The following is a 21,166-nucleotide window of genomic DNA, read 5'->3' as shown; positions in this document are numbered from 1 at the left end:
TTTCGTCGTTTTGCGCGGCCGCTTGTTTCGGCCGCAGGCGGTTGTGCAGCCAAGAGCCGCCGTTCGATGGCGTTTTGCGCTAGGCGGCCTCCTCGCCTACAAAATCGGGGGGTTGGGCGGTTCTTGCTTCGGCCGGTCTTCGTCGTCCACCCGTTCGTCTTCGCGGCCATCGGGGCGGGCGGTGCGGATGTCAAACTCTTCCGCCGCTTCCGTCTGCCACTGGCGGCCGATCAGCGGCACCCCTTCCTCGCCATGTTGGCCGATGACAAAACGCAACACATAGCCATGGAACAACAGCTCCCCTAATGCGGCAAGCAAGGCCGAGAAAAAGGCTGCATTGATCATAGCGCCCCCTGCACCGTCATAAAACGCGCCAACGCCGATCCAAGTAGCGACAAACACTAGGCCGAAATCGGCGATCGTCGCCGAGACGTTGCCGAGGCGCGGCAAGACATACAAATCGCCGAGCGCGTAGGCGACTAGCGTCAGCCAAAGGCTGAACCATAATAGTTCCGCGGACGATATGCGCAAAAACAACGGCAAAATGGCGAACATCACGGTAGCCGTCAGCAAATACTTCAGCGCCAATGCGAGCAAATGTCTCATCTTTGCGCCGCCGTCTTCACTCTGCAGGGGAGTTCGGACCCTCTAATTTTTTATCTCCGTACCCCGGTTGCTTTTCCATATTTTTTGCCGGCTGTTGTTTTTTTCGTTGCTGCTCCAAGCTGTCGTTTTGTTGTGGCTGTCTCATTGATCATCATCCTCTCTTTTGGTTGTTTACCGTTAGTTTGCCGCATTTGTCTTGATGTATACATGTATTATCCATAAACTCCCTCTTTTTATTTTTCATCCCTGTTTCACATTAATATAATGAACGATGTAAACAGGGAGGAAAGCGAATGGAAGAGAACAAACAATCGCTTGAGGTGGCCGGGCGCCAGTATGATCCGTCTGATTACAAGTCAGCCGCGGCTCTCGGCGCCGGGTTGGCCGAGACGCATGAACAAGTAAGCGACGTCTACGCGGAAGGGACGATCGAGGCGGCGGCCGAGCAAGAAAACGCGCCAGACATTCCCCTGTCCACGCCGGAGTAAAAGCCGAAACGCCAAGGATTCGCTCCTTGGCGTTTCCGCTGATGGCTAAGGCTGTCCATCGGTGAGAAATGAAAGGGCAAAAGGAAAGAAAAACAGTTCGTACTTTCCCCCATCGTCGTCTATACTAGTAGTGCGCACGGCGATTCACCGATATAAGGGGGATGATCATCGTGAGATGGCAGCGGGCTTTATTGGCGTTGCTCAAAGAGCGGAAAGACCATTCCATCGCGTTGGCGATCGACACATCAAACCGTCCGGAGCGGCCAATGCTCATTCAAAACATTGTGAAGCTGTTTGAAAAGCTGCGCCCGGACACGCTGCTCGTCCAAGCGGATTTTAAAATTCGCGATGTCTCTCCGGTTGGCGTGGCGACGATTAAATATTTCAAGCACGGGAAATCGTCGTACACCGAAGTGCTGGAATGGGCCGCTGCGCAAAAAATCGATACGTTGTTTTACATCACCGATGTAACCGGCTATTTTTATGAAGAACTCGAAGTCGACTATGAAGTGTTTTGGCTTGTGCCGGACGATTATATGCCGCGCGTGCCGTTTGGCAAGCCCATTCGTGTGGCGTAACACTGTGAGGGATGCCCCTCGTGATGAGAGGCATTCTTTTTTGTTAAGAAATTTAACAAACTTTTTGTGTTCGAAACCGATTGCAACCAAAAACACACGTTGCTTTTGGTTGGTTTGTGTTATATATTATTACATATAAAAGGGATGATAAATGACAAAAGGGGGATGCGTAAAATGGATGAAAAAACGTTGACGCTTGGGCTGGATGCCCTCTGGGTCATGCTTTCGGCGGTGCTCGTCATCGGCATGCAGGCAGGGTTTGCTTTGCTTGAGGCCGGATCAACGCGCATGAAAAACTCCGGGCATGTGGCTGGCAAACAAATTTTAAGCTTTGCTATCGCCTCATTGGCGTTTTGGGCGTTCGGCTTTGCGATTGCGTTTGGGGCTGGGAATAGCTTCATCGGGACGGAAGGATGGTTTTTAAAAGAAGGAAAAGGAACGTTTGACTCGTTGTCGTGGGCGAATGTGCCGCTCGAGCTCAAATTTTTATTCCAGCTCGGCTTTGCCGGCGTGTCGCTGGCCATCGCTTGGGGCGGCTTCGCTGAGCGGGCGAAGCTGTCTGTTTATTTTCTTTTTGGCACGATTTTTACGATCGCCATTTACCCGGTGATCGGCCATTGGGTGTGGGGCGGCGGCTGGCTCGGGCAACTCGGGATGCAAGATTTCGCTGGTTCAACCGTTGTCCACTTGCAAGGCGCGATTGCGGCGCTCATCGCCACGGTCTTGCTTGGCCCGCGCATCGGCAAGTTCAATAAAGACAAGACGCCAAACGTCATTCCGGGGCATAACCAAGTGTATACAGTCATTGGCGGATTGATTTTATGGATCGGCTGGTTCGGCTTTAACGCGGGCAGCACGATGGCGGTTGGCGACGGATTTTTCGGCTATGTGGCCTTGACGACGAACTTGGCTGCTGCGGCGGGGGCGGTTGCTGCGATCTTGACGGCGAAAATTTTGGTCGGCAAAGCGGACATTCCGGCGATGGTCAACGGTGTGTTGGCGGCATTGGTTGCCATTACAGCGGCGTGCGCGTTCGTTGAACCGTGGGCGGCGGTCATCATCGGTGCAGTGGCGGGATCGTTCACGTTCTGGACGTCCATCTACTTCGAACGCAAAGGGATTGATGATCCAATTTACGCCTTTTCCGTCCACGGCATTGCCGGCATTATCGGCACGATTTCAACTGGGTTTTTCGCTTCGCCGCGTTTAGTCGAGATCACGGGCATCGGGAAGGCCGGACTGTTTTACGGCGGCGGATTTGATCAGCTGATTGTGCAAACGGTCGGGGTGCTCGGCGCTGCGGTGTATGTCGCTGCCGTTTCGTTTATCATCTTATATGCCATGAAGAAAACGATCGGACTGCGTGTGACGGCGGAACAAGAAATTTCAGGTCTTGATATTAGCGAGCACGGCTCTTATGGCTATCCGGAACAGCTCGATCCCGTGTATCAGCCGAAGACAGCTGCCCAGCAATAGCCAAGGGGGAAAAGGAGGTGGAATCGTTGGCGGAAAAGGTGGCCGAACGGCTAAGTGCAGCCGAGTCGGCCGCCGAACTTCGTTTTTGTCATGATGAACTGGCGCGTGAACTGCGGCGCTGTTTGACGCTTGAACAAATGGAGCAGCTTGCAAGCGACATCGTTTGTGTGCATGAAGCCATCCTTCGCCGCGCGTTTTTCCTTGCGGAGCGGGAGACGATGAAACAGTCGGTCGGCATTCGTCCCTCGGCGTGGTGCTGGTATGTGATGGGAAGCATCGGCCGGCGTGAGCCGACGATCTGGACGGATCAGGATCACGGCGTTTTATTCGACTGTCCCGAGGAAGTGGAGGCGGATTGTTATGAATTCATCCGCCATATGGCGGCGATTGGGGTGGACATGTTGCATGAGGCTGGGTATCCGTACTGCTCCGGTTACGTGATGGCGACGAACAAGCGGTGGGCGCAGTCGGTCCGCGGTTGGGAGCAACAACTTTCTTCCTATTTCGAAAGCGGGTGGCCGAACGACATTCGTTTTTTGTTGATCGCGATGGATATGCGTCCGCTTTATGGCGAGCTGAGATTGGCTGAGGAGGGCAGGAGGATGTTGTTTTCAGCGGTGGCCAAACGGCCGCCGCTGTTGGCGCGCATGGGGGAGCACGTTCAATTCCCTCCGGTTCCGCTCGGTTGGCTGGGTAACGTGCAAACGGAGCGATGGGGGCCGCATAGTGGGGCCGTTCATATGAAACAAAGCGGCTACGTGCAACTCGCCAACGCCTTAAAATGGTTAGCCTGTTTTGCTCAAGTCCCAGCGGCGGACACGGCAGAGCGGCGGCGGGCGCTTGAGGCGGCGGGCGTATTGACGGCACCGCTTTCCACCGCCGTTGGCGAGGCGCTGTCTGTTTACTATTCGATTCGTCTCAAGTACAGCACCGAGGCGAGGGATGGTCGTGAATATGTGTTATGGCGGACGCTTGAGCGGACAGAGCAAAAGCAGCTGAAGCAAGCGATGCGCACCGCAAAACGGTTGCAGCGCTTTGTCGCCCGGCAGGTGGCTCGCATTCATGCATGAGCGGCACCGTTTTTGGCAGCGGGCGCTCCGCTTGTTGTCGCTTGGCGTTCCGCGCGAGGCATCATCCGCCTTATTTGGGCATGACCATTCGCTGCAACAGGAAACATGGCTTCGCTCGCTGCAAAAGGAAAAACAGCACATCATCAATTGGCATGACCGTTTGACTGACATCCCGTTTGTCATCATCGATATGGAAACGACCGGCTTTTCCCCGGAGCAAGGCGATGAAATTTTGGCCATGGCGGCAGCGAAAACGGTCGGAGGAGCCGTGACCGATATGTACATGACGCTCGTCAAGCCGGAAAAGCCGATCCCGCAACACATCTCCGCCTTGACCGGCATTGAGGCGAAGGATGTGGTGTTCGCTCCGCCGCTTGCCGAGGCGCTGCGCACGTTTGTGCCGTTTATTGCCACAGGCGTTTTAGTCGGCTATCATATCGGCCATGATTTGGCGTTTTTGCGCCATGCCCTTTGGCGCCATTATCGGCAAAAATGGAGCGGACGATTTCTTGACTTGCAGCCGATGATGACGCTGATCGGCCATTCGTGCCCGACGTTTGACGATGCGTTAGCTTGTTACGGCATCTGTTGCCCGCGCCGCCATACGGCGGATGGCGACGTCGAAGCGATGGCAAAGCTATGGGCGATTTTGCTCGATGAATTCCGCCAGCGCGGCATCGACACGCTGCATGATCTGTACGCCGCGCTCAGCCGCCACTGACGCTCCTAGGCAGGGCAGAGGACTGGAAGGTTGGTGGAGAATGGTCATTGTTCGCCAAGCGATCGAGTTCGCCGTGAACAAAGAGTTGATTTTACAGGATCAATGTCGTTTTGGCCTAGGGCATCGGCTGAACGAAAAAAAGCGCTAAGTTTGGCGCTTTTTTTGCTGGTATTAGAGCGGTTTGGTCGGCGTCGGTTCGGCGTAGCCTTCTTTATATTTTTCATCGATCATATGCCGAATGTCTTTGATCGATTTCCCTTGATCGTAAGCGGCGATCGATTCAGCGGCGATCTCCAAGCAGACGCCGCATTTGGTCGCATGATCATCCCAGACGACCGAGCCGTCTTCTTTAGTTTCATAGACAAAGCAGTCATAACTGTTCTTATGGCCAGCTGATTGCCCGCAGCCGCAATAGCAAGGGATATTCTCAAGCAGCTCGCGGTGTTCGGCCGCCTGCTGGTACAAGACCGCCATCTCTTCTTCAAACGCGCTCAAAAAGCTTGGCAAATGCTCGATCGATTTTGTTGTTTCGCGAATATCGCCAGTAGCTGTTTTCGTTATATGCGAATGGCTTTGTTCTTGGCTGTTGCCATCTGCGCAGCCTGACAGAAGAACGCTAAACGACAACATACATGCCGCCATCCATACTGGACGTCTCAAATTTCTTCTTCCTTTCTTTTTGGTCGTTTCCTGGCTCGGTTATTGACAGTTTGAATGTATCATACTTTGTCTTGGGCGGCAATCATCTTGTAGCTAGGCGCGTTGCGCTCACCATTCCAGCATAAAAATGGCTGATCAAGGCAGTGCGTTTTCATAAGAAAAAAGAAGACGATGCAAAGGAAGAAGAGGCTTTGCATCGCCTTTCACTGCATTACTGGCCTTGCAGAAAATATTTTTCAATATCATCCAACATCAAGTGGGCCGCAAGTACTCCGCCAGCCGTGTTCCAAATCGTGTTGCTCACTTTGTACACCTTGCCTTGTTTCGCGACGTTTAAGTTTTGAAATAGCGGGTCGTTGATCCATTCTTTTTCAAGTTCGCTCGCTTTGCCGTCCCCCGTCTCATATGTAAAGTAGAACAGGATGTCGCCATCCATTGCTGGAATGCGTTCTTTCGTCACGCCGGTTTCCGCAAAGTCGTTTACGTTTTGCGATTCCGGGCGGGCGAAGCCAAGTTGATCCAAAATGACGCCGGAGAACGAGTCTTTATGGTAAATGCGCACGTCGCCGGCCTCAAAGCGGACGATCGAGACTTTCATGTTTAACTTGTCGCCGAGTTTCGCTTTTAAGTCTTCAATGCGCTTGTCATATTCAGCAATGATTTGTTTCCCTTTTTCCTCTTGGTTCACAGCTTTCGCATACAGCATAAAGTTGTCTTTCCATTTGCCGCGCAGCGTTTCTGAGAACACGGTCGGGGCGATTTGTTTCAGTTGTTCGTAAATTTTTTCATGGCGCATTTTGTTGCCGATGATCAAATCCGGTTTCAAGGCGGCGATCGCTTCCACGTTCGGCTCTGACTCCAAACCGAGCTCTTTGACGCCTTCCATTTTATCTTTAATATGGTCGTACCACGGATCGCCCGTCCACGATTTGACGGCGCCGACCGGCTTTATGCCTAGCGCCAGCAACGCTTCTGTTCCTTCGTTCGTCAAAATGACGACCCGTTTGGGTGTTCCTTTGATTTCGGTCGTGCCCATGGCGTGTTCGACCGTGTAGCTCACTTCCGCTTTCGCCCCATTGTTTTCCGCTGGTTTGGCTGTTTCTTCCTGTTTTCCGCCGCAGCCCGCGAGAAGCAGGAGAGAAAGAATGAAGGCGGAAAAAAGGGTGAGATGTCGTGATTTCACTAGCCAATCCCCCTTGAAGTTTGATAATGAATTTCATTTACGTTGATTATAATAAATAAAATTGAGAATCGTTGTCAACTATATCATAAGAAAATGCGAAAAAAACATTGACGATGAGAGTCATTATCAAATATACTTGACGATAGAGATATAGAGAATGAAGCAAGGGAGATCTCAGAGATGCTGGTGACAAACCGTCAAAAAATGGTTGGCCTTATCGGTTTGCTGATTGTGCTGCTTGCCGCCATGTGGATGAGCATCGTTTGCGGATATACCGATACGAGTTGGCGGCAGGCGGTGGCGGCTCTCATCGACAATAACGGATCGAATGCCCATTTAGTCGCGGCGACGGTTCGGCTGCCGCGAGCGTTGATTGCGGCTGCCGTTGGCGCAAGCCTAGCGATGGCCGGAGCGCTCATGCAAGCGCTGACGCGAAACCCGCTCGCTTCGCCAGGCATTTTCGGCATTAACGCCGGGGCCGGTTTTTTGATTGTTGTGACGGTCACCTTTTTTTCCATTTCTTCATTGCAAATGTTGTCTTGGGTCGCATTTATGGGGGCGGCGATGGCGGCGTTGATCGTGTTTGTGATCAGCGCCGCGGGGAAGGACGGGCTGACCCCGCTCAAAATGACGCTCGCCGGCACGGCGGTCGCGGCTTTATTTGCCTCGCTGACGCAAGGGATGCTGGCGATGAATGAAAAAGCGCTTGAAGAAGTGCTCTTTTGGCTGGCCGGGTCGGTCGCCGGCCGGAAGCTCGAGCTGTTGGCAGCCGTCTTTCCGTATTTGGCTGCCGCTTGGCTTGGGGCCATGTTGCTGGCGCGCCATGTCAACATCTTAATGATGGGAGACGATGTAGCGAAAGGGCTCGGGCAGCGGACAACCTTCATTAAAGCGGCCGCCGCTCTCTTAGTTGTCCTGCTCGCCGGCGGTTCGGTCGCTGTTGCCGGTCCGATCGGCTTTATCGGCATCATGGTGCCGCATATGGCGCGGGCGCTGGCCGGCGTCGACCACCGCTGGCTGCTTCCATACTGCGCCTTGCTTGGCGGGATTTTGCTTCTTATGGCCGATATTGGGGCGCGCTACGTTCTGATGCCGCGCGAAGTGCCGGTCGGCATCGTCACCGCCTTGCTCGGCGTTCCATTTTTCATCTACATTGCCCGCAGGGGGATCGCCGCAAAATGAAAAAATACATCACGGTCCGAATGGGAAAACACATCTCGTTTTTCTATGACAAAAAAGCTGTTGCGGTGCTCGCCGCGCTCATAGCAGCGGCCGTCTTACTTTTCCTGATCAGCATTGGCAGCGGCGAAATGCGCATGTCCCCGCTTGAGGCCGCTGCCGCGCTGTTCGGATACGGAGAGGAAATTCATCAGACGGTGATTGTGACGTTCCGCCTGCCGCGTGTGCTTGTCGCTTGGTTGGCCGGAATGGCGCTGGCTGCCGCGGGTGCCATTTTGCAAGGAATGGTGCGCAATCCGCTCGCTTCGCCGGATGTGCTCGGCATCACCGGCGGAGCGGCGGCCGCGGTCGTTGGCTTTTTGGCGCTATTTAGCGATGAAAACAACTCTTTGACCGTCAGCATCCACTGGCTGCCGCTTGCCGCCTTTCTCGGCGCAGCGACCGCTGCTTGGCTCGTATATATGCTGGCGTGGAAAAACGGCCTCGCCCCGCTTCGGCTCGTGCTTGTCGGCATCGGCGTTTCTGCGCTCATGCAGGCGTTGACGACACTGTTGATGATCACAGGACCCATCTATCGGGCGAGCCAGGCAAACGTGTGGATTACGGGCAGTGTGTATGGAGCTTCTTGGCAGCACGTTTCGCTCATGGCGCCATGGGTCATCGGACTGCTCCTTGTGGCGATATTGGCCGCGCGGCATGTCAATGTGCAGGAGCTGGGCGATGAGCTGGCGATTGGGCTTGGCGGCGCGGTCGAACGGCAACGGCTAGGACTTGTTTTGCTTAGCACCGCGCTCACCGGCGGCGCGGTCGCTTTCGCCGGTGGCATCGGCTTTGTCGGGCTGATGGCGCCGCATATGGCACGCCGGCTTGTTGGTTCGGCGTTTGGTGCGCTGCTTCCGACGGCAGCGCTGTTAGGCGGCGTGCTCGTCATGGGGGCGGATCTCGCCGGGCGGATGCTTTTGGCGCCGACGGAAATCCCGGCCGGCGTATTTACGGCCGCACTTGGTGCGCCATATTTTATTTATTTGTTGTACCGAACCCGGAAACCATAAATGAAGGAGGGGGCAAACATGCACGCGCTGCAGGCGAAAGAATTGACATTGTCGTACGGGGATGCGCTCATTATCGATCGGTTGAACTTGACGATTCCAAAAGGGAAAATCACGGTGTTCATCGGCGCGAACGGCTGCGGCAAGTCGACGTTGCTGCGCGCCTTGGCTCGTCTGTTGAAGCCGGCAGGCGGCGCTGTCTTGCTTGATGGAAAAGAGATTGCCAAGCAGCCGACCAAGGAAATCGCCCGCCGTTTGGCCATTTTGCCGCAGTCGCCTGTGGCTCCGGAAGGATTGACGGTCCTTCAGCTCGTCAAGCAAGGGCGTTACCCATATCAAACGTGGCTCAAGCAATGGAGCGACGAAGATGAGCGCGCCGTTGCGCGCGCTTTGTCAGCAACAGGACTGACAGAGCTTGCCGAGCGGCCGGTTGATTCGCTGTCCGGCGGCCAGCGCCAGCGCGCATGGATTGCCATGACGCTGGCGCAAGAAACGGACATCATCTTGCTTGACGAGCCGACCACTTACTTAGATTTGGCGCATCAAATTGATATTTTGGATTTATTGTTCGAACTCAATGCAACAGAACAGCGGACGATCGTCATGGTGCTTCACGATTTGAATTTAGCGTGCCGTTACGCCCATCATCTCGTCGCCATTCGCAACAAAACGGTGTACGCCGAAGGGAAGCCGGAGGATGTCATTTCCCACCAGCTCGTGAAAGATGTGTTCCAAATGGACTGTCAAATTACGTACGATCCGCTCTTTGGCACTCCGCTTTGCATTCCGTACGGCAAAGGGCGGCGCATTCTACAGAAAGAAGGCGTATCGTGATGAGGTTAAGTGAAGAAGAAGTGAAAGCGTTGGAAACGTACCGTTTTTCGAGCGAAGCTGCTGATGTCTCGTCATCGATGTTGTTGGCCCGGCTGCTGAATGATGACGGGCAGCTCGCGAAGTATGTGGCGCACGTCCGCGCCGAGATGGGGGCGGCAAACGACGCGGTTGCCGCTTCGATGCTCGTCAAGCGCCTAAGCTTTTTGGCGCCGATGGCCTTATACGCCATGTCGGTGTGGAACAAGCGGCTTGTGCTCGATCCTGAGCGAATTTGGCTTGATACGGACGGCGAAGGGGAAATGTGGATGCCGCGCTTTCGCCTTGCGCCGCCGGAAGCGGAGATGTGCGGCATTGAGCGCAGCGGTTGGCGCGAGCAGGCCGTTCGCGACGTGTTCGCCGGCTTGTTCGCTCCGCTCATCGTCCGGTTGCGGCGCCTGACGCGTGTATCGCCGCTCATCTTATGGGAAAATGTCGCGATTTATGTGTACTGGGTATATGAACGTTGGCTTGAGGATGAGTCGCTTGCTCCGGTCGCCGACCGGCTGCGCGATGATTTTTATTTCCTTGTTTATGACGCAGACGGCCGCCTGTTTGGCCAAAAAGACAATCCGCTCCGTCGCTTTTGGAAAGGCGCGAGCGGCATGCAGCGGACAACGTGCTGCCTATACGTGCAAACCAACGGGGGGACATGCTGCCAAACGTGCCCACTCAAAGCCCGCCAGCGGCAAACCGGGTGACCGGAAGGCCGCCGGTGGGCAGTTCCATATTTTTGACAAAATGTTTGCGAAATTTGTTGATTTTTGCCGTGATTTTCGTGAAAATGGAAGTGTGGACATCGCTTATTTTGGTGAAACGGCGAGGTAGCAATTGCATGGACAAATATACGGCCTTTTTCCATCACTTCACAGAAGCAGTGGTCATCTTGAATTTGCAAGGCGTGATCATTTACAACAATCCGGCTTTTGCCGGCTTGGCGCTGAGTGAAGAAGTACAGAGGACGCTGTCCGTCGAAGGACGGGCGTTGGTTGAACGGGTGAAACAGCGCCCGGCTGCCTTTCGCTGGGAGTTGCTTGGCGGCTTATTGGTTGCGGGGGTGTCGCCGATCATCGGTGAAAACGGACAGACGGCCGCCGTCTTATGCGTCCTGCGCCGTCAAGCGGAAGAGAGCGGGCTGCAGGAGCGGCTGGCCGAAGCGGAAAGGCGCTTGCAGCTGATCGTCGAACATTCGAGCGATTATGTATTGATTTTTTCCCGCCACGGTGAGTTGGCGTACATTCCGCCGTCGTGGAAACACAAAACGGATGAGCGCCATCCGATAACGTACAAAGATGTGCTGGCGTTTGTCCATCCGGATGATGCGCCGGCGGTGGCGCAAAAACTGGCTGAGCTGTACGATACATATGAAACGCAAGCTGCAGAGTTTCGCAAACAAGGGGAGCAGGGCGAATGGATTTGGGTCGAAGCGCAAGGGAAGGCGATTCTCGACGAGGCAGGGGCATTGGATTGCGTCATTGTAACCGTGAAAAACATCAGCGAGCGGAAACGGTATGAAGAGAAGCTCTGTCAGCTTTCCTACTTCGATTCGCTTACCGGCATCGCCAACCGCAGCTATTTCGAGCGGCATATTCATGAGCTGATCGCGAGTCAGACGCCGTTTGCCCTTTGCTATTTGGATTTTGACAAATTCAAATGGATCAACGATCATTTTTCCCATCAAGCCGGCGATTACTTTTTGCGCGAGGCGGTCAAGCGCGTCGAGCGGGCGTTGCGTCCCGGCGACTTTTTTGCCCGCATCGGCGGCGATGAGTTTGTTCTCTTGTTGCCAAACATCACGAAAACAGAGATGACCGCCTTGGCCGAGCGGCTTGTCAGTTCGTTTCACGAGCCGTTTTATTACGACAAACAGCTCATCCAATCGACTTTATCGATCGGCATCGCTTTTTTCCCGAAAGACAGCGATCGGATCGAGCAAGTGATGAAATACGCTGATCAAGCGTTGTACGAAGTGAAAGAGCGGGGGCGGAACGGCTATGCCTTTTACCGCCCGACCGAGCATCGGCAGGCGGTGATCGAGCAAGATTTGCCGTTTGCCGTTATGCGCGGGCAGTTTTATTTATGCTATCAGCCGAAAGTGAGGCTTGCCAAAGGCCGGGCAATGGGCGTTGAGGCGCTGTTGCGCTGGCGCCACCCGGCGCTTGGCGACATTCCGCCGCTTGATTTCATCCCGCTGGCTGAAGAGAGCGGCTTTATTTTTGAAATTAACGCTATGGGTGTTGGAACGGGCGTGCCGCCAAGTGAAAGAATGGGAAAGAAAATTTCCCAGACTGAAGTTAGCGGTCAATTTATCGCCGTTTTTGCTCAACCGCCCCGAACTTGTCGAGCATGTGAAGCGCATTTTGCGCGAGACGGGGCTAGCGCCTGATCGGCTCATTTTAGAAGTGACAGAAAGCGGGCTGATGGAAAACATTGAGACAGGAAGACACATTTTAACCGAACTGCAGCGACTTGGTGTACAGGCGGCGATCGATGACTTTGGCACCGGTTTCTCTTCGCTCGCGTATATCCGCAATTTGCCGGTGTCGCTGTTGAAAATTGATCGCAGTTTTATTCAAGGCATTGCGGAAAATTCGAAAGATGCGACGATTGTCGATACGATCATTCATTTAGCCAAAAGTTTGGATATTGAAGTGTTGGCGGAGGGAGTCGAGACGGAGTCGCAAGTGGCGCTTCTGTCGCAAATGGATTGCGACTACGCGCAAGGATTTTATTTCAGCCGTTCGCTTGAAGCGGAAAAGCTGCAACAATGGCTAGAAGAACACAACCGCAACGCTTGCGGCGAACCGCCGGCGTAGCCGATCTTTTCCGTTCATTCTTTTCCTCGTTTTGCCGCACACTAACATTGAGCATGGGCAAAGAGGAGGAAACGAAGATGGAATTTGTGCCAAGAAGCGTCGTGATCGACGAGTTTATCGACACGCTTGAGCCGATGATGGAAGCGTATGGCCTCGACCAAGTCGGCATTTTTGAAGAGCATGGTGAAGGCAATCGCTATTATATCGGTTATACGATCAACAAAGATGACGAGATGATCACCATTCACATGCCGTTTGTCAAAAACGAACGCGGTGAACTGGCGCTTGAGAAGCAGGAATGGACCGTTCGAAAAGACGGTCGGGAGAAAAAAGGCTTTCATTCGCTGCAAGAGGCGATGAAAGAAATCATCCATTAACAAGCAGGCGGCCCAGCTCGGCCGCTTTTTTGGCTGACGGAAGGGGAGAGAGGAGCATGATTGCGGAACTCCGCATAGCAGATGAAAAAATGGCCGCTATGGTGCTACGCCTGCAGCGGCGGCGTATGCGATCGAGGCGCAGCTCATCGGCAGCACAGCGCTTCCGCCGCTTCACGATGCGATCGCTTCTCTGCAACGATGCAGCGATCGCTTTTTTGGCTATTTTCAAGGTGAATGGCTCGTTGGGGCGATCGCCTATGAGCGAAGCGGCCCGACGCTTCACCTTTGCCGGCTGATGGTCGACCCGGATTTTTTCCGCCAAGGGATCGCCAGCACGTTGCTTGACTTTGTCATCAAGCAAGAACCGTCGATCAGCGAGATCGTCGTGACGACCGGAAGCGGCAACGCGCCGGCCATTTGCTTTTACGAACGCCATGGGTTTCGCGCCATCGAGCGCATCGAAACACCAGAAAAAATCGAGTTACTGAAACTCGTGAAACGAAGCGGATGACAAGCGGGTGTGAGTTTTCAGTTGTGCATAATGCCGATCTTGGCCATACAGATCCAATGGCAGTGCTGCCGAAAGGCGCTCAAGCAGAGATGAAAAGCGGATCTGTTGCGTTTCGTTTGCCTGAGCGGGCGGTTGAATGATCGATAGATGAATAGAGAGGAGAAGCAAAGGAACACATGGGGACAACCTTGTATTTGACCAGACATGGGGAAACGAAGTGGAACGTCGAAAAGCGGATGCAAGGATGGCAAGACTCGCCGCTCACGGAAAAAGGGCGGCAAGACGCCATGCGGCTTGGAAAGCGGCTTGAAGCGGTGGAATTGGCCGCGATTTACACAAGCACAAGCGGCCGGGCGCTGGAAACGGCCGAGCTCGTCCGCGGCGGGCGGCTCATTCCGATCTATCAAGACGAGCGGCTGCGAGAGATTCAACTTGGCGATTGGGAAGGCAAGACGCATGACGAGATTCGGCAAATGGATCCGACTGGGTTCGATCATTTTTGGAACGCGCCCCATCTGTACGCTCCAAGGCGAGGCGAGCGGTTTTGCGACGTGCAGCAGCGGGCGCTTGAAGCGGTGCGGCGCATCATCGAGCGGCACGAGGGAGAAACGGTGTTAATCGTCACTCACGGCGTTGTGCTGAAAACGCTTATGGCGGCGTTCAAGGGCGCGCCGCTTGACCAGCTGTGGGCGCCGCCGTATATGTACGGCACGAGCGTGACGATTGTGGAGGTGAATGCGGACGTGTTTCGCCTGGTTGTGGAAGGCGATGTTTCCCATCTAGAAGAAGTCAAGGAAGTATAGATAGGGAAGAAGGATGGAGAATTGGAGGCGGCGCTGTTTCTTCGGTTCATCGCCATAATATGCGCTTGGCCAAGCGGATCGGTTTCTTGCGCCATCATGCATCCTCATTCATGATTCAAGAAATGGATGAAAGCTATGAGTGGGCGCCTTCCAGTACAACGTTTGGTGAAGAACTGCTTTTTCTTATCAAGTCTAGTTATCCAAAAAAACAGCCCCGTTTTCCTCGATCGGGAAGCGGGGCTGCGCCGTTTATACGAGCCCGAGCCATCTCGCTAGCTGTGCGGTCGTAAAGGTGACCGCAATGGCAATCGCTGTCGGCAAGGCAAAGGCGACGAACGTCCATTTTGCGCTTTTCGTTTCTTTGTAAATGTTGACGAGCGTCGTGCCGCATGGGTAGTGAAGCAGGGAAAACAGCATCATATTAAGGGCGGTGAGCCACGTCCAGCTGTGGTCGAGCAAAAGTTGTTTAAGAGAATGCAGACCATCGGCTTCGATGAGCGCCCCCGCGGATAAATAGCCCATCAGCAAAATCGGCACGACAATTTCATTGGCTGGCAAGCCTAAAATGAACGCCATCAAAATGTAGCCATCCAATCCCAATGCTTTGGCAAATGGGTCAAGCCAGTCGGCTAAATACGCCAGCACGGTCGTATCTCCCACGTGAACGTTGCCGAGCACCCATGTCAGAATGCCGGCCGGCGCCGCAACCGTTACCGCCCGTTTCAGCACATAGAGCGATTTGTCGAGGGTGGTCCGGATGATCGTCTCCATGATTTTCGGGCGTCGGTACGGCGGCAGCTCCAGCGTGTAATGGGTCGGAATGCCGCGCAAGGCCGTCTTGGATAAGACCCATGAAACGGTCAACGTGACGACGATGCCAAACAACACCATGGCGACGACCACACCTGCTGTCACGAACGTGTTCCATCCGCCTGTATAGCCGGCTGCCATAAATAAGGAGGAAAGCAGGATCAGCGTTGGCCAACGTCCATTGCAGGGGACGAAGTTGTTGGTCAAAATGGCCAGCATTCGTTCGCGCGGTGATTCGATAATGCGCGTCGACATGATGGCCGCCGCGTTGCAGCCGAAGCCCATGGCCATCGTCAGTGATTGTTTGCCATGCGCCCCCGCTTTTTTAAACAAGCGATCCATGTTAAAGGCGACACGCGGCAAGTAGCCATAATTTTCGAGCAACGCGAATACGGGAAAGAAAATCGCCATCGGCGGCAGCATCACGCTGACGACCCAAGCCGTGCCGCGGTATAGGCCAAGTACAATGAGGCCGTGCAACCAGTCGGGGGCGTGAATCGCTTGAAAGGCCATGGTGAGATACGTTTCGATCGTTCCGAACAAGCGGGCGAGCGAATCGGAAAATACGTTGGCGCCGGCGATCGTCATGTACAGGACAGCGGCGAGAAGCGCCAGCATAATGGGAAATCCCCACCGCTTCGACGTGACGATCCGGTCAATTTGTTCCGTTCGATCACGTTTTGCGACCGCTGTATGCGTGACACATTCTTGAGAAAGCGCAGCGGACGTTTGGAAAATGGCAGACACGATCTGTTCACGCGTGTCAGCCGGTGCTAATGACTTGGCTTCGTTCATGAGCTGGTCAAACTGATTTGACAGATCCGCAGCAGGCATACGCGTTCCCCTCCTTGATCAATGGTTGCGGCGGTTGTTTCAGCGCTTGAAGCAGCGATGCATCACCGTCAAGGAGACGAAGAGCGATCCAGCGAGCAGGATACGTGTCTCCCATCACGTCTTTCACGAGTGGAAGAAGTTTGGCAATGCCTCGTTCGATTTCCGGGCTGTACCGGATGGAAAGCGGGGTGGTGTTGATGCGGCCATGCGCCATGGCATCCACTGTATCAAGCAGTGCATCGATTCCTTCCCGGTTGCGGGCCGAGATCGGCACGACCGGCACGCCGAGTTTGACGGCTAATTTTTTTGTATTGATATGAATGCCTTTCTTTTTCGCTTCATCCATCAAATTGATAGCGATAATGACGCGGTCGGTCATTTCCAATACTTGAAGCGCTAGATTCAAGTTGCGTTCTAATGCCGTCGCATCGACGACAACGACCGTGACGTCAGGACGTTGAAACAGAAGAAAATCGCGCGCCACCTCTTCATCGGCTGAATTGGAATAGAGCGAATACGTTCCCGGCAAGTCGACGATCCGGTACAATGCGCCGCGGTGGCGGCATTCTCCTTCGGCATGAGTGACCGTTTTCCCGGGCCAGTTGCCGGTATGTTGGCGCAGGCCCGTTAAGACATTGAACAACGTGCTTTTGCCGGTGTTCGGATTTCCCATTAAGGCAATCGTATACGTCATATCAGTCATGGTGGATCTTCTCCCCGTAAATATAGTCGCTTTCTTCTTTCCTTAATGCGATCGTCGTGCCACAAACGCGATAGGCGGTCGGGTCGCCAAGCGGGCTTCTTTGTCCCACCTTCACTTCCCCGCCGGGTACAAATCCCAAATCAAGCAACCGCCTTTTTAAAATAGGATCAGGAACATCAACCTTTTCGATGCGAAATCGATCGCCCGGTTTCATATTGGAGAGGCAGCAGTGTTTTGCTTTTGTCATAAAAGTTTCCCTCCGATTAATATTTTTTGTTAAGGACATTTTTTTGGATTAGACCAACTTTTGAATTTATCATATTCCAGTTGCCTCGCTGTTGTCAACAAATTCGTTTCATCTTTTTCTGACAGAGTTGTCGAACCAACAACTATTCAAAACAGTAGGAAATCATGTTATCATATGAATAGTCTGAACAAATTCCAAAAACGCTAACCGGCAAGAAAATGGAGATTCCGATCCGCAAGCTGCTCCTTGGCTTCCCGCTCGAAAAGGCGGTCAACCCAGGCTCGATGGCCAATCCAGAGGTGCTCGACTTTTTCCTCGAGCTGGCGAAGACGCTGGCGGCGAAGACGCAGACAAGCTGAAATGCGAAAGGTTGTTATTAAGTGACGATGCTTAATAACAACCTTTCTATGTATTAGTGAATTATAAATAGAGGAGTCGGGGGTATGGAAGAAAGCAAGCGGACTAGGCTAGTTTGGAAATCCATCGGTGATTGAGGAGCGGACGACGGTGAAAGAGATGTTGGGGCGATGAGACGAGACGGTGTCCGTTTTCATGATGAGAAAGTCCGGAAGATCTGTTTAGGAGAACCTTCCGGGCTTCATTTGCGGCGACGATGATTCGGAGTTTTAGTATGACGTAAGCAGGGGGATGTTGTTTGATGATGGCTATGTTCACACAGGATATGGAACAAGCGTTCAACGTCGAAGAGATCAACGAAATGGAGCGGACTGACGTCTAGTACATATTGAGCGCCGTCTTGACCCGCCTGATCTCCTTTTTGTTTTCGAACAGCTCTTCAACTAAAATGTTTTGGCCGTTGGCGACATCGGTGATCCGTTTGTCCATGTCGGCCACTTGCTGGCTTAATTGGTTGAGTTGTTCATTCGTTTGCTGCACTTGTTTGGCGAGCTGGTCGACTTGCTCATGAGTTTGCTGTACTTGGTGATTCAGCTGCTGCACTTGGCTGTTAAGGTGTTGGACTTGTTGGCCCAGTTGCTGCACTTGTTCGTTTGTTTGTTGCACCTGTTGACCGAGCTGTTGCACTTGCTCGTTTGTTTGTTGCACCTGTTGGCCCAGTTGCTGCACTTGTCCGTTCGTTTGTTGCAGCTGCTCGGCAAGTTCTTTAATGGCTTGCCAAATCATTTCATTTGTAATATCCCCCATTCGACAATCTCCTTTCTCGTTCGATTCTCTCTCTATTATACATGACGAAAGATGGGAACGATAGAGAAAAGATGGCGAAATGTTTTTCTTTGCGGCGCGCCCCCTCGATGTGATATAACAAAAGAATGTCAACAGTACACTATTGGAGGATGGGCACTGTGATCCGTGTCAGCCATTTGCATAAATCGTTCCGCGTCCATCGCCGCGATGCGGGATGGCTTGAGGCGGTGCGTCATTTATGGCGGCGCGACTATCGCGTCATTGAGGCGGTGAAGGACGTTTCGTTTACGATTGAGAAAGGGGAAATCGTCGGCTTTTTAGGGCCAAACGGGGCAGGGAAAACGACGACGATGAAAATGTTGGCCGGTCTCTTGCATCCGACGTCAGGAGAGATCACGGTCGGCGGGTTTGTGCCGTTTGAGCAAAAGCCGGAGTTTAAAAAAATGATGAGCTTGGTGATGGGGCAAAAAAGCCAGCTCATTTGGGACATTCCGCCGATGGAGACGTTTTTGGTCAATAAAGCGATTTATGACATCGACGATCGGTCGTTCCGCCAGACACTCGAGGAATTGACGGAGCTGCTCGACTTGGCGCCGCTTCTTGACAAGCCGACGCGTAGCTTGTCGCTTGGCCAACGGATGCGCTGCGAGCTGGCGGCCGCGCTGTTGCATCGGCCGCACGTGTTGTTTTTGGATGAGCCGACGATCGGGCTGGACGTCCATACGCAGGAAAACGTGCGCCGCTTTATCGTCGACTACAATCGGGAGCACGAGACGACGATTTTGTTGACGTCGCATTACATGGGGGATGTCGCGGCGCTTTGCGACCGGGTGATGATCATTAACTACGGGCGATTGATTTACGATGGGGAGCTGTCGGTGCTGACGGAGAAGCTGGCGCCGTACAAGCGGCTTGAGGTTCGGTTTTCTCGGCTGCCGAATGTCGATTGGAGCGAGTACGGCGAAGTGGTGGAAATCGAAGAAGGAACGATTGTGCTCAGGGTGGCGCGCGAGACGGCGGCGGAGACAGCAGCGCGGTTATTGGAACGGTTTGATGTCCGCGACATCAACATCGAAGACCCGCCGCTTGAGGAAGTGATTGCGCGCGCGTTTTGGGAGGAACACGTATGATTCGCAAATATATCGCCCTATTGCGGATGAAATACATCGAAATGCTTGCGTATCGGCTTGCGACGTTCGTCTGGATGACGGGCGCCATCACGCAGCCGCTCATTACGATGTTTGTCTGGATGAACATTCATCCGGAAGAGAGCGAGTCGTTTCTGTTCTATTTTATGGCGGTCATTTTTGTCGAGCGGATGACGAGCGCGTGGGATGTATGGGAGCTCGACCGTGAAATTCGCGAAGGGACGTTTTCGAATTTGCTGCTTAGGCCGGTTCATCCGATCCATTGGGCGATTGCGGAAAACATCGTTTACAAATGGCTGTTTGCCGTCATTTTAGCGCCGGTTTGGCTGGTGGGGGCGGTGTTTTGGCCGCCGCTTCGCCCGCATATGACGGCAGGGCAAGCGGTGCTGTTTTTGGCGGCGGTCGTATTGGGTGCGGCGCTTCGGTTTTTGTTGAGCTACTCGTGCGGGCTGCTCGCGTTTTGGGTCACAAAGGTGGCGGCGGTGTACGGGGTGATCGACGTCATTTCGTTGTTTTTGTCAGGACGGATCGCGCCGCTGGAAATGCTGCCGCCGGCGCTTCGCGAATGGAGCGAATGGCTGCCGTTCCGCTATATGATCAGTTTTCCGATTGAAATCGCCACCGGGGCGGCGGATGGAGGAGAGTTGGCGCGCGGCTTTGCGGTGGCGGTCGGGTGGATGGCCGTGTTTGTCGCGGGGGTGCAGTGGCTTTGGAAAGCAGGAATGCGAAAAAACCAGGCGGTAGGTGGGTGAATATGCGGCGGTATGGGCGGGTGTTCCGCGAGTTTTTCCGTGCTTGTTTGGTTGAGGAATTGGAATATCGAAGCGAATTTTTCGGCAATTTCATCGCCAGCTTTTTTGGTCTCGGCATCGCCCTGCTTACGATCCATATCTTTTTTTATCAGACGGACCGGTTAGGCGGCTGGACGTATGGGGAAGTGCTTGTGCTGCTCGGCGTTTTTAATACGCTGCGCGGATGGATCGATTTCGCGCTTCGGCCGAACATGCCGCGTTTGCTTGAGCATGTCCGGCGCGGCACGCTCGATTATATTTTGACGAAACCGGTCGACAGCATGTTTTACGTCAGCTTCCGCCACCTTGTCTTTTGGCGGTTGATCGATGTGGCGCTTGGCTTTGGCGTCATCGGCTACGGCTTGTATGTCGAACGCTACGTGCCGTCGGCGGCGGACGTCTTGATGTTTTTCGTCGTGATGACCGCGTCACTCTTGCTTATTTATTCGTTATGGATGATCCTCATGACGACGTCGTTTTGGGTGGTGCGCATTGATGATTTGTCGTTTATTTTCGATTCGTTTTTTGATACGGCCCGCTTCCCGGGCAGCATGTACCGCGGCGCGGTGCGCTTCGTGATTACGTACGTTCTGCCGGCGGTGTTGATCACCAATACGCCGGCTTTGGCGCTGCTTGGGAAATGGAGCATGGCTGCGGTGCTGGCGGCTTTGGCTGTGGCTATGCTCTTTTTATGGGCTTCCCGCCGCTTTTGGCGGTTTGCCTTGCGCTTTTACACCGGGGCGGGCGGGTGAGGAAACGGCTCCCTAGACGGGGGCTTTTTTTCTTTAGTCATGGCTATTTGGCCAAGATATCGACGGTGATCGGCAGTATATCGACGAGCATCATGCTGCTCGATTCGCTTCTTTCCGCCGTGAATGATGGGGAAGCGTTCCAGTGTTTATGACTCGAGCGTTCGGTTGATTGTTTCTTTCCTTGCATTGGCTCGGGATGCTCTCCTTTCGCCGGCGACTCCCAGATCCATTTTTTCCATATTGATGGTTGGATGGCGGAGAGAATGGACACGGAGAAGGGGGAGGATGACTGTTTCTTTGCTTTCATATTCGTTGACTTTTACGTCAACG

The 21,166-nt window shown here is 53.7% G+C and carries 22 protein-coding genes and 2 pseudogenes; 17 read left to right on the top strand and 7 right to left on the bottom strand.

Translation table 11 applies throughout. The annotated features are described in order from the left end of the window. Positions 1 to 96 precede the first annotated feature (96 nt). Positions 97 to 606, bottom strand: coding sequence for a YndM family protein (locus tag NSS88_RS01480; RefSeq protein ID WP_033016582.1), 510 nt, complete (start codon positions 604 to 606; stop codon positions 97 to 99). Positions 607 to 899: 293 nt separating this feature from the next. On the opposite strand from NSS88_RS01480, the gene NSS88_RS01475 reads away from it, so the two are divergent. The 5 genes from NSS88_RS01475 to NSS88_RS01455 all read left to right on the top strand — a co-directional run bounded on the left by NSS88_RS01475 (position 900) and on the right by NSS88_RS01455 (position 4,939). Continuing rightward, positions 900 to 1,094: a YozQ family protein gene (locus NSS88_RS01475; protein WP_049625273.1), complete on the top strand. Its 195-nt coding sequence runs from the start codon at positions 900 to 902 to the stop codon at positions 1,092 to 1,094. Positions 1,095 to 1,264: 170 nt separating this feature from the next. After that, complete coding sequence (locus tag NSS88_RS01470) at positions 1,265 to 1,672, top strand: VWA-like domain-containing protein (protein ID WP_014195627.1); 408 nt, start codon at positions 1,265 to 1,267, stop codon at positions 1,670 to 1,672. Between the two features lie 174 nt (positions 1,673 to 1,846). After that, a complete protein-coding gene (locus NSS88_RS01465; protein WP_049625274.1) occupies positions 1,847 to 3,148 on the top strand; it encodes an ammonium transporter in 1,302 nt (433 codons plus the stop codon). 17 nt (positions 3,149 to 3,165) lie between these two features. Next, positions 3,166 to 4,218, top strand: a complete 1,053-nt coding sequence (locus tag NSS88_RS01460; protein WP_033016586.1) for a DUF294 nucleotidyltransferase-like domain-containing protein — start codon at positions 3,166 to 3,168, stop codon at positions 4,216 to 4,218. Beyond that, on the top strand, positions 4,211 to 4,939 hold the full coding sequence (locus tag NSS88_RS01455; protein WP_033016587.1) for a 3'-5' exonuclease: 729 nt from the start codon (positions 4,211 to 4,213) through the stop codon (positions 4,937 to 4,939). Before NSS88_RS01460 ends, NSS88_RS01455 begins: the two co-directional genes overlap by 8 nt. Before the next feature lie 171 nt (positions 4,940 to 5,110). Here NSS88_RS01455 and NSS88_RS01450 read toward each other — a convergent pair whose 3' ends face one another. Next, positions 5,111 to 5,581: a PCYCGC motif-containing (lipo)protein gene (locus NSS88_RS01450; protein ID WP_375153654.1), complete on the bottom strand. Its 471-nt coding sequence runs from the start codon at positions 5,579 to 5,581 to the stop codon at positions 5,111 to 5,113. 229 nt (positions 5,582 to 5,810) lie between these two features. Then, complete coding sequence (locus NSS88_RS01445) at positions 5,811 to 6,782, bottom strand: ABC transporter substrate-binding protein (protein WP_049625986.1); 972 nt, start codon at positions 6,780 to 6,782, stop codon at positions 5,811 to 5,813. Positions 6,783 to 6,962: 180 nt separating this feature from the next. Here NSS88_RS01445 and NSS88_RS01440 point away from each other — a divergent pair, with 180 nt between their 5' ends. The 8 genes and pseudogenes from NSS88_RS01440 (at position 6,963) to NSS88_RS01405 (ending at position 14,387) form a co-directional block, all read left to right on the top strand. After that, positions 6,963 to 7,964, top strand: coding sequence for a FecCD family ABC transporter permease (locus NSS88_RS01440; RefSeq protein WP_049625287.1), 1,002 nt, complete (start codon positions 6,963 to 6,965; stop codon positions 7,962 to 7,964). Beyond that, positions 7,961 to 9,013 (top strand): FecCD family ABC transporter permease, encoded by a 1,053-nt coding sequence (locus NSS88_RS01435; RefSeq protein WP_049625288.1) that lies wholly within the window; start codon positions 7,961 to 7,963, stop codon positions 9,011 to 9,013. Before NSS88_RS01440 ends, NSS88_RS01435 begins: the two co-directional genes overlap by 4 nt. An 18-nt stretch (positions 9,014 to 9,031) precedes the next feature. Continuing rightward, positions 9,032 to 9,844 (top strand): ABC transporter ATP-binding protein, encoded by an 813-nt coding sequence (locus NSS88_RS01430; RefSeq protein WP_049625985.1) that lies wholly within the window; start codon positions 9,032 to 9,034, stop codon positions 9,842 to 9,844. Then, complete coding sequence (locus NSS88_RS01425; protein ID WP_044743913.1) at positions 9,844 to 10,581, top strand: IucA/IucC family C-terminal-domain containing protein; 738 nt, start codon at positions 9,844 to 9,846, stop codon at positions 10,579 to 10,581. The genes NSS88_RS01430 and NSS88_RS01425 overlap by 1 nt, the downstream gene beginning before the upstream one ends. Positions 10,582 to 10,715: 134 nt before the next feature. After that, positions 10,716 to 12,696: pseudogene (locus NSS88_RS01420) on the top strand (putative bifunctional diguanylate cyclase/phosphodiesterase). A 77-nt stretch (positions 12,697 to 12,773) separates the two neighbouring features. Further along, positions 12,774 to 13,073 carry a DUF5634 family protein gene (locus tag NSS88_RS01415; protein ID WP_033016592.1) on the top strand — a complete coding sequence of 100 codons (300 nt, stop codon included), beginning with the start codon at positions 12,774 to 12,776 and terminating at the stop codon, positions 13,071 to 13,073. A gap of 56 nt (positions 13,074 to 13,129) precedes the next feature. Beyond that, a pseudogene (locus tag NSS88_RS01410) lies at positions 13,130 to 13,584 on the top strand (GNAT family N-acetyltransferase). 176 nt (positions 13,585 to 13,760) lie between these two features. Beyond that, a complete protein-coding gene (locus NSS88_RS01405) occupies positions 13,761 to 14,387 on the top strand; it encodes a histidine phosphatase family protein (RefSeq protein ID WP_049625324.1) in 627 nt (208 codons plus the stop codon). Positions 14,388 to 14,636: 249 nt separating this feature from the next. Here NSS88_RS01405 and NSS88_RS01400 read toward each other — a convergent pair whose 3' ends face one another. The 3 genes from NSS88_RS01400 to NSS88_RS01390 are packed head-to-tail and all read right to left on the bottom strand — an operon-like array spanning position 14,637 to position 16,981. Beyond that, a complete protein-coding gene (locus NSS88_RS01400; protein WP_049625323.1) occupies positions 14,637 to 16,031 on the bottom strand; it encodes a nucleoside recognition domain-containing protein in 1,395 nt (464 codons plus the stop codon). Next, a complete protein-coding gene (locus NSS88_RS01395) occupies positions 16,000 to 16,734 on the bottom strand; it encodes a FeoB small GTPase domain-containing protein (RefSeq protein ID WP_033016595.1) in 735 nt (244 codons plus the stop codon). The genes NSS88_RS01400 and NSS88_RS01395 overlap by 32 nt, the downstream gene beginning before the upstream one ends. After that, entirely contained in the window at positions 16,727 to 16,981 is a 255-nt protein-coding gene (locus NSS88_RS01390) for a FeoA family protein (RefSeq protein WP_049625984.1), read from the bottom strand. Before NSS88_RS01390 ends, NSS88_RS01395 begins: the two co-directional genes overlap by 8 nt. Positions 16,982 to 17,199: 218 nt before the next feature. Here NSS88_RS01390 and NSS88_RS01385 point away from each other — a divergent pair, with 218 nt between their 5' ends. Beyond that, positions 17,200 to 17,340: a hypothetical protein gene (locus NSS88_RS01385; protein WP_155266805.1), complete on the top strand. Its 141-nt coding sequence runs from the start codon at positions 17,200 to 17,202 to the stop codon at positions 17,338 to 17,340. A 376-nt stretch (positions 17,341 to 17,716) separates the two neighbouring features. On the opposite strand, the gene NSS88_RS01380 is transcribed toward NSS88_RS01385, so the two are convergent. After that, complete coding sequence (locus NSS88_RS01380) at positions 17,717 to 18,145, bottom strand: hypothetical protein (protein ID WP_033016597.1); 429 nt, start codon at positions 18,143 to 18,145, stop codon at positions 17,717 to 17,719. A gap of 158 nt (positions 18,146 to 18,303) precedes the next feature. On the opposite strand from NSS88_RS01380, the gene NSS88_RS01375 reads away from it, so the two are divergent. Genes NSS88_RS01375 through NSS88_RS01365 form a run of 3 tightly spaced genes read left to right on the top strand, consistent with a single transcriptional unit; the run spans position 18,304 to position 20,836 of the window. Further along, positions 18,304 to 19,275 carry an ABC transporter ATP-binding protein gene (locus NSS88_RS01375; protein ID WP_033016598.1) on the top strand — a complete coding sequence of 324 codons (972 nt, stop codon included), beginning with the start codon at positions 18,304 to 18,306 and terminating at the stop codon, positions 19,273 to 19,275. After that, positions 19,272 to 20,045 carry an ABC transporter permease gene (locus NSS88_RS01370; protein WP_033016599.1) on the top strand — a complete coding sequence of 258 codons (774 nt, stop codon included), beginning with the start codon at positions 19,272 to 19,274 and terminating at the stop codon, positions 20,043 to 20,045. Before NSS88_RS01375 ends, NSS88_RS01370 begins: the two co-directional genes overlap by 4 nt. Before the next feature lie 2 nt (positions 20,046 to 20,047). Beyond that, positions 20,048 to 20,836, top strand: coding sequence for an ABC transporter permease (locus NSS88_RS01365; RefSeq protein WP_033016600.1), 789 nt, complete (start codon positions 20,048 to 20,050; stop codon positions 20,834 to 20,836). Positions 20,837 to 21,166 lie beyond the last annotated feature (330 nt).

This window comes from Geobacillus sp. FSL W8-1251, assembly GCF_038005945.1.
GTDB lineage: Bacteria > Bacillota > Bacilli > Bacillales > Anoxybacillaceae > Geobacillus > Geobacillus stearothermophilus.
The sequence above is the reverse complement of the archived record's forward strand: the minus strand, read 5'-3'. Positions and strand labels throughout refer to the sequence as shown.

Coding starts and splice junctions, on each gene's coding strand:
- NSS88_RS01480 (WP_033016582.1), bottom strand. CDS start 606: ATGAGACATTTGCTCGCATTGGCGCTGAAGTATTTGCTGACGGCTACC.
- NSS88_RS01475 (WP_049625273.1), top strand. CDS start 900: ATGGAAGAGAACAAACAATCGCTTGAGGTGGCCGGGCGCCAGTATGAT.
- NSS88_RS01465 (WP_049625274.1), top strand. CDS start 1,847: ATGGATGAAAAAACGTTGACGCTTGGGCTGGATGCCCTCTGGGTCATG.
- NSS88_RS01455 (WP_033016587.1), top strand. CDS start 4,211: ATGCATGAGCGGCACCGTTTTTGGCAGCGGGCGCTCCGCTTGTTGTCG.
- NSS88_RS01450 (WP_375153654.1), bottom strand. CDS start 5,581: ATGGCGGCATGTATGTTGTCGTTTAGCGTTCTTCTGTCAGGCTGCGCA.
- NSS88_RS01440 (WP_049625287.1), top strand. CDS start 6,963: ATGCTGGTGACAAACCGTCAAAAAATGGTTGGCCTTATCGGTTTGCTG.
- NSS88_RS01435 (WP_049625288.1), top strand. CDS start 7,961: ATGAAAAAATACATCACGGTCCGAATGGGAAAACACATCTCGTTTTTC.
- NSS88_RS01430 (WP_049625985.1), top strand. CDS start 9,032: ATGCACGCGCTGCAGGCGAAAGAATTGACATTGTCGTACGGGGATGCG.
- NSS88_RS01425 (WP_044743913.1), top strand. CDS start 9,844: ATGAGGTTAAGTGAAGAAGAAGTGAAAGCGTTGGAAACGTACCGTTTT.
- NSS88_RS01415 (WP_033016592.1), top strand. CDS start 12,774: ATGGAATTTGTGCCAAGAAGCGTCGTGATCGACGAGTTTATCGACACG.
- NSS88_RS01405 (WP_049625324.1), top strand. CDS start 13,761: ATGGGGACAACCTTGTATTTGACCAGACATGGGGAAACGAAGTGGAAC.
- NSS88_RS01400 (WP_049625323.1), bottom strand. CDS start 16,031: ATGCCTGCTGCGGATCTGTCAAATCAGTTTGACCAGCTCATGAACGAA.
- NSS88_RS01395 (WP_033016595.1), bottom strand. CDS start 16,734: ATGACTGATATGACGTATACGATTGCCTTAATGGGAAATCCGAACACC.
- NSS88_RS01390 (WP_049625984.1), bottom strand. CDS start 16,981: ATGACAAAAGCAAAACACTGCTGCCTCTCCAATATGAAACCGGGCGAT.
- NSS88_RS01385 (WP_155266805.1), top strand. CDS start 17,200: ATGGAGATTCCGATCCGCAAGCTGCTCCTTGGCTTCCCGCTCGAAAAG.
- NSS88_RS01380 (WP_033016597.1), bottom strand. CDS start 18,145: ATGGGGGATATTACAAATGAAATGATTTGGCAAGCCATTAAAGAACTT.
- NSS88_RS01370 (WP_033016599.1), top strand. CDS start 19,272: ATGATTCGCAAATATATCGCCCTATTGCGGATGAAATACATCGAAATG.
- NSS88_RS01365 (WP_033016600.1), top strand. CDS start 20,048: ATGCGGCGGTATGGGCGGGTGTTCCGCGAGTTTTTCCGTGCTTGTTTG.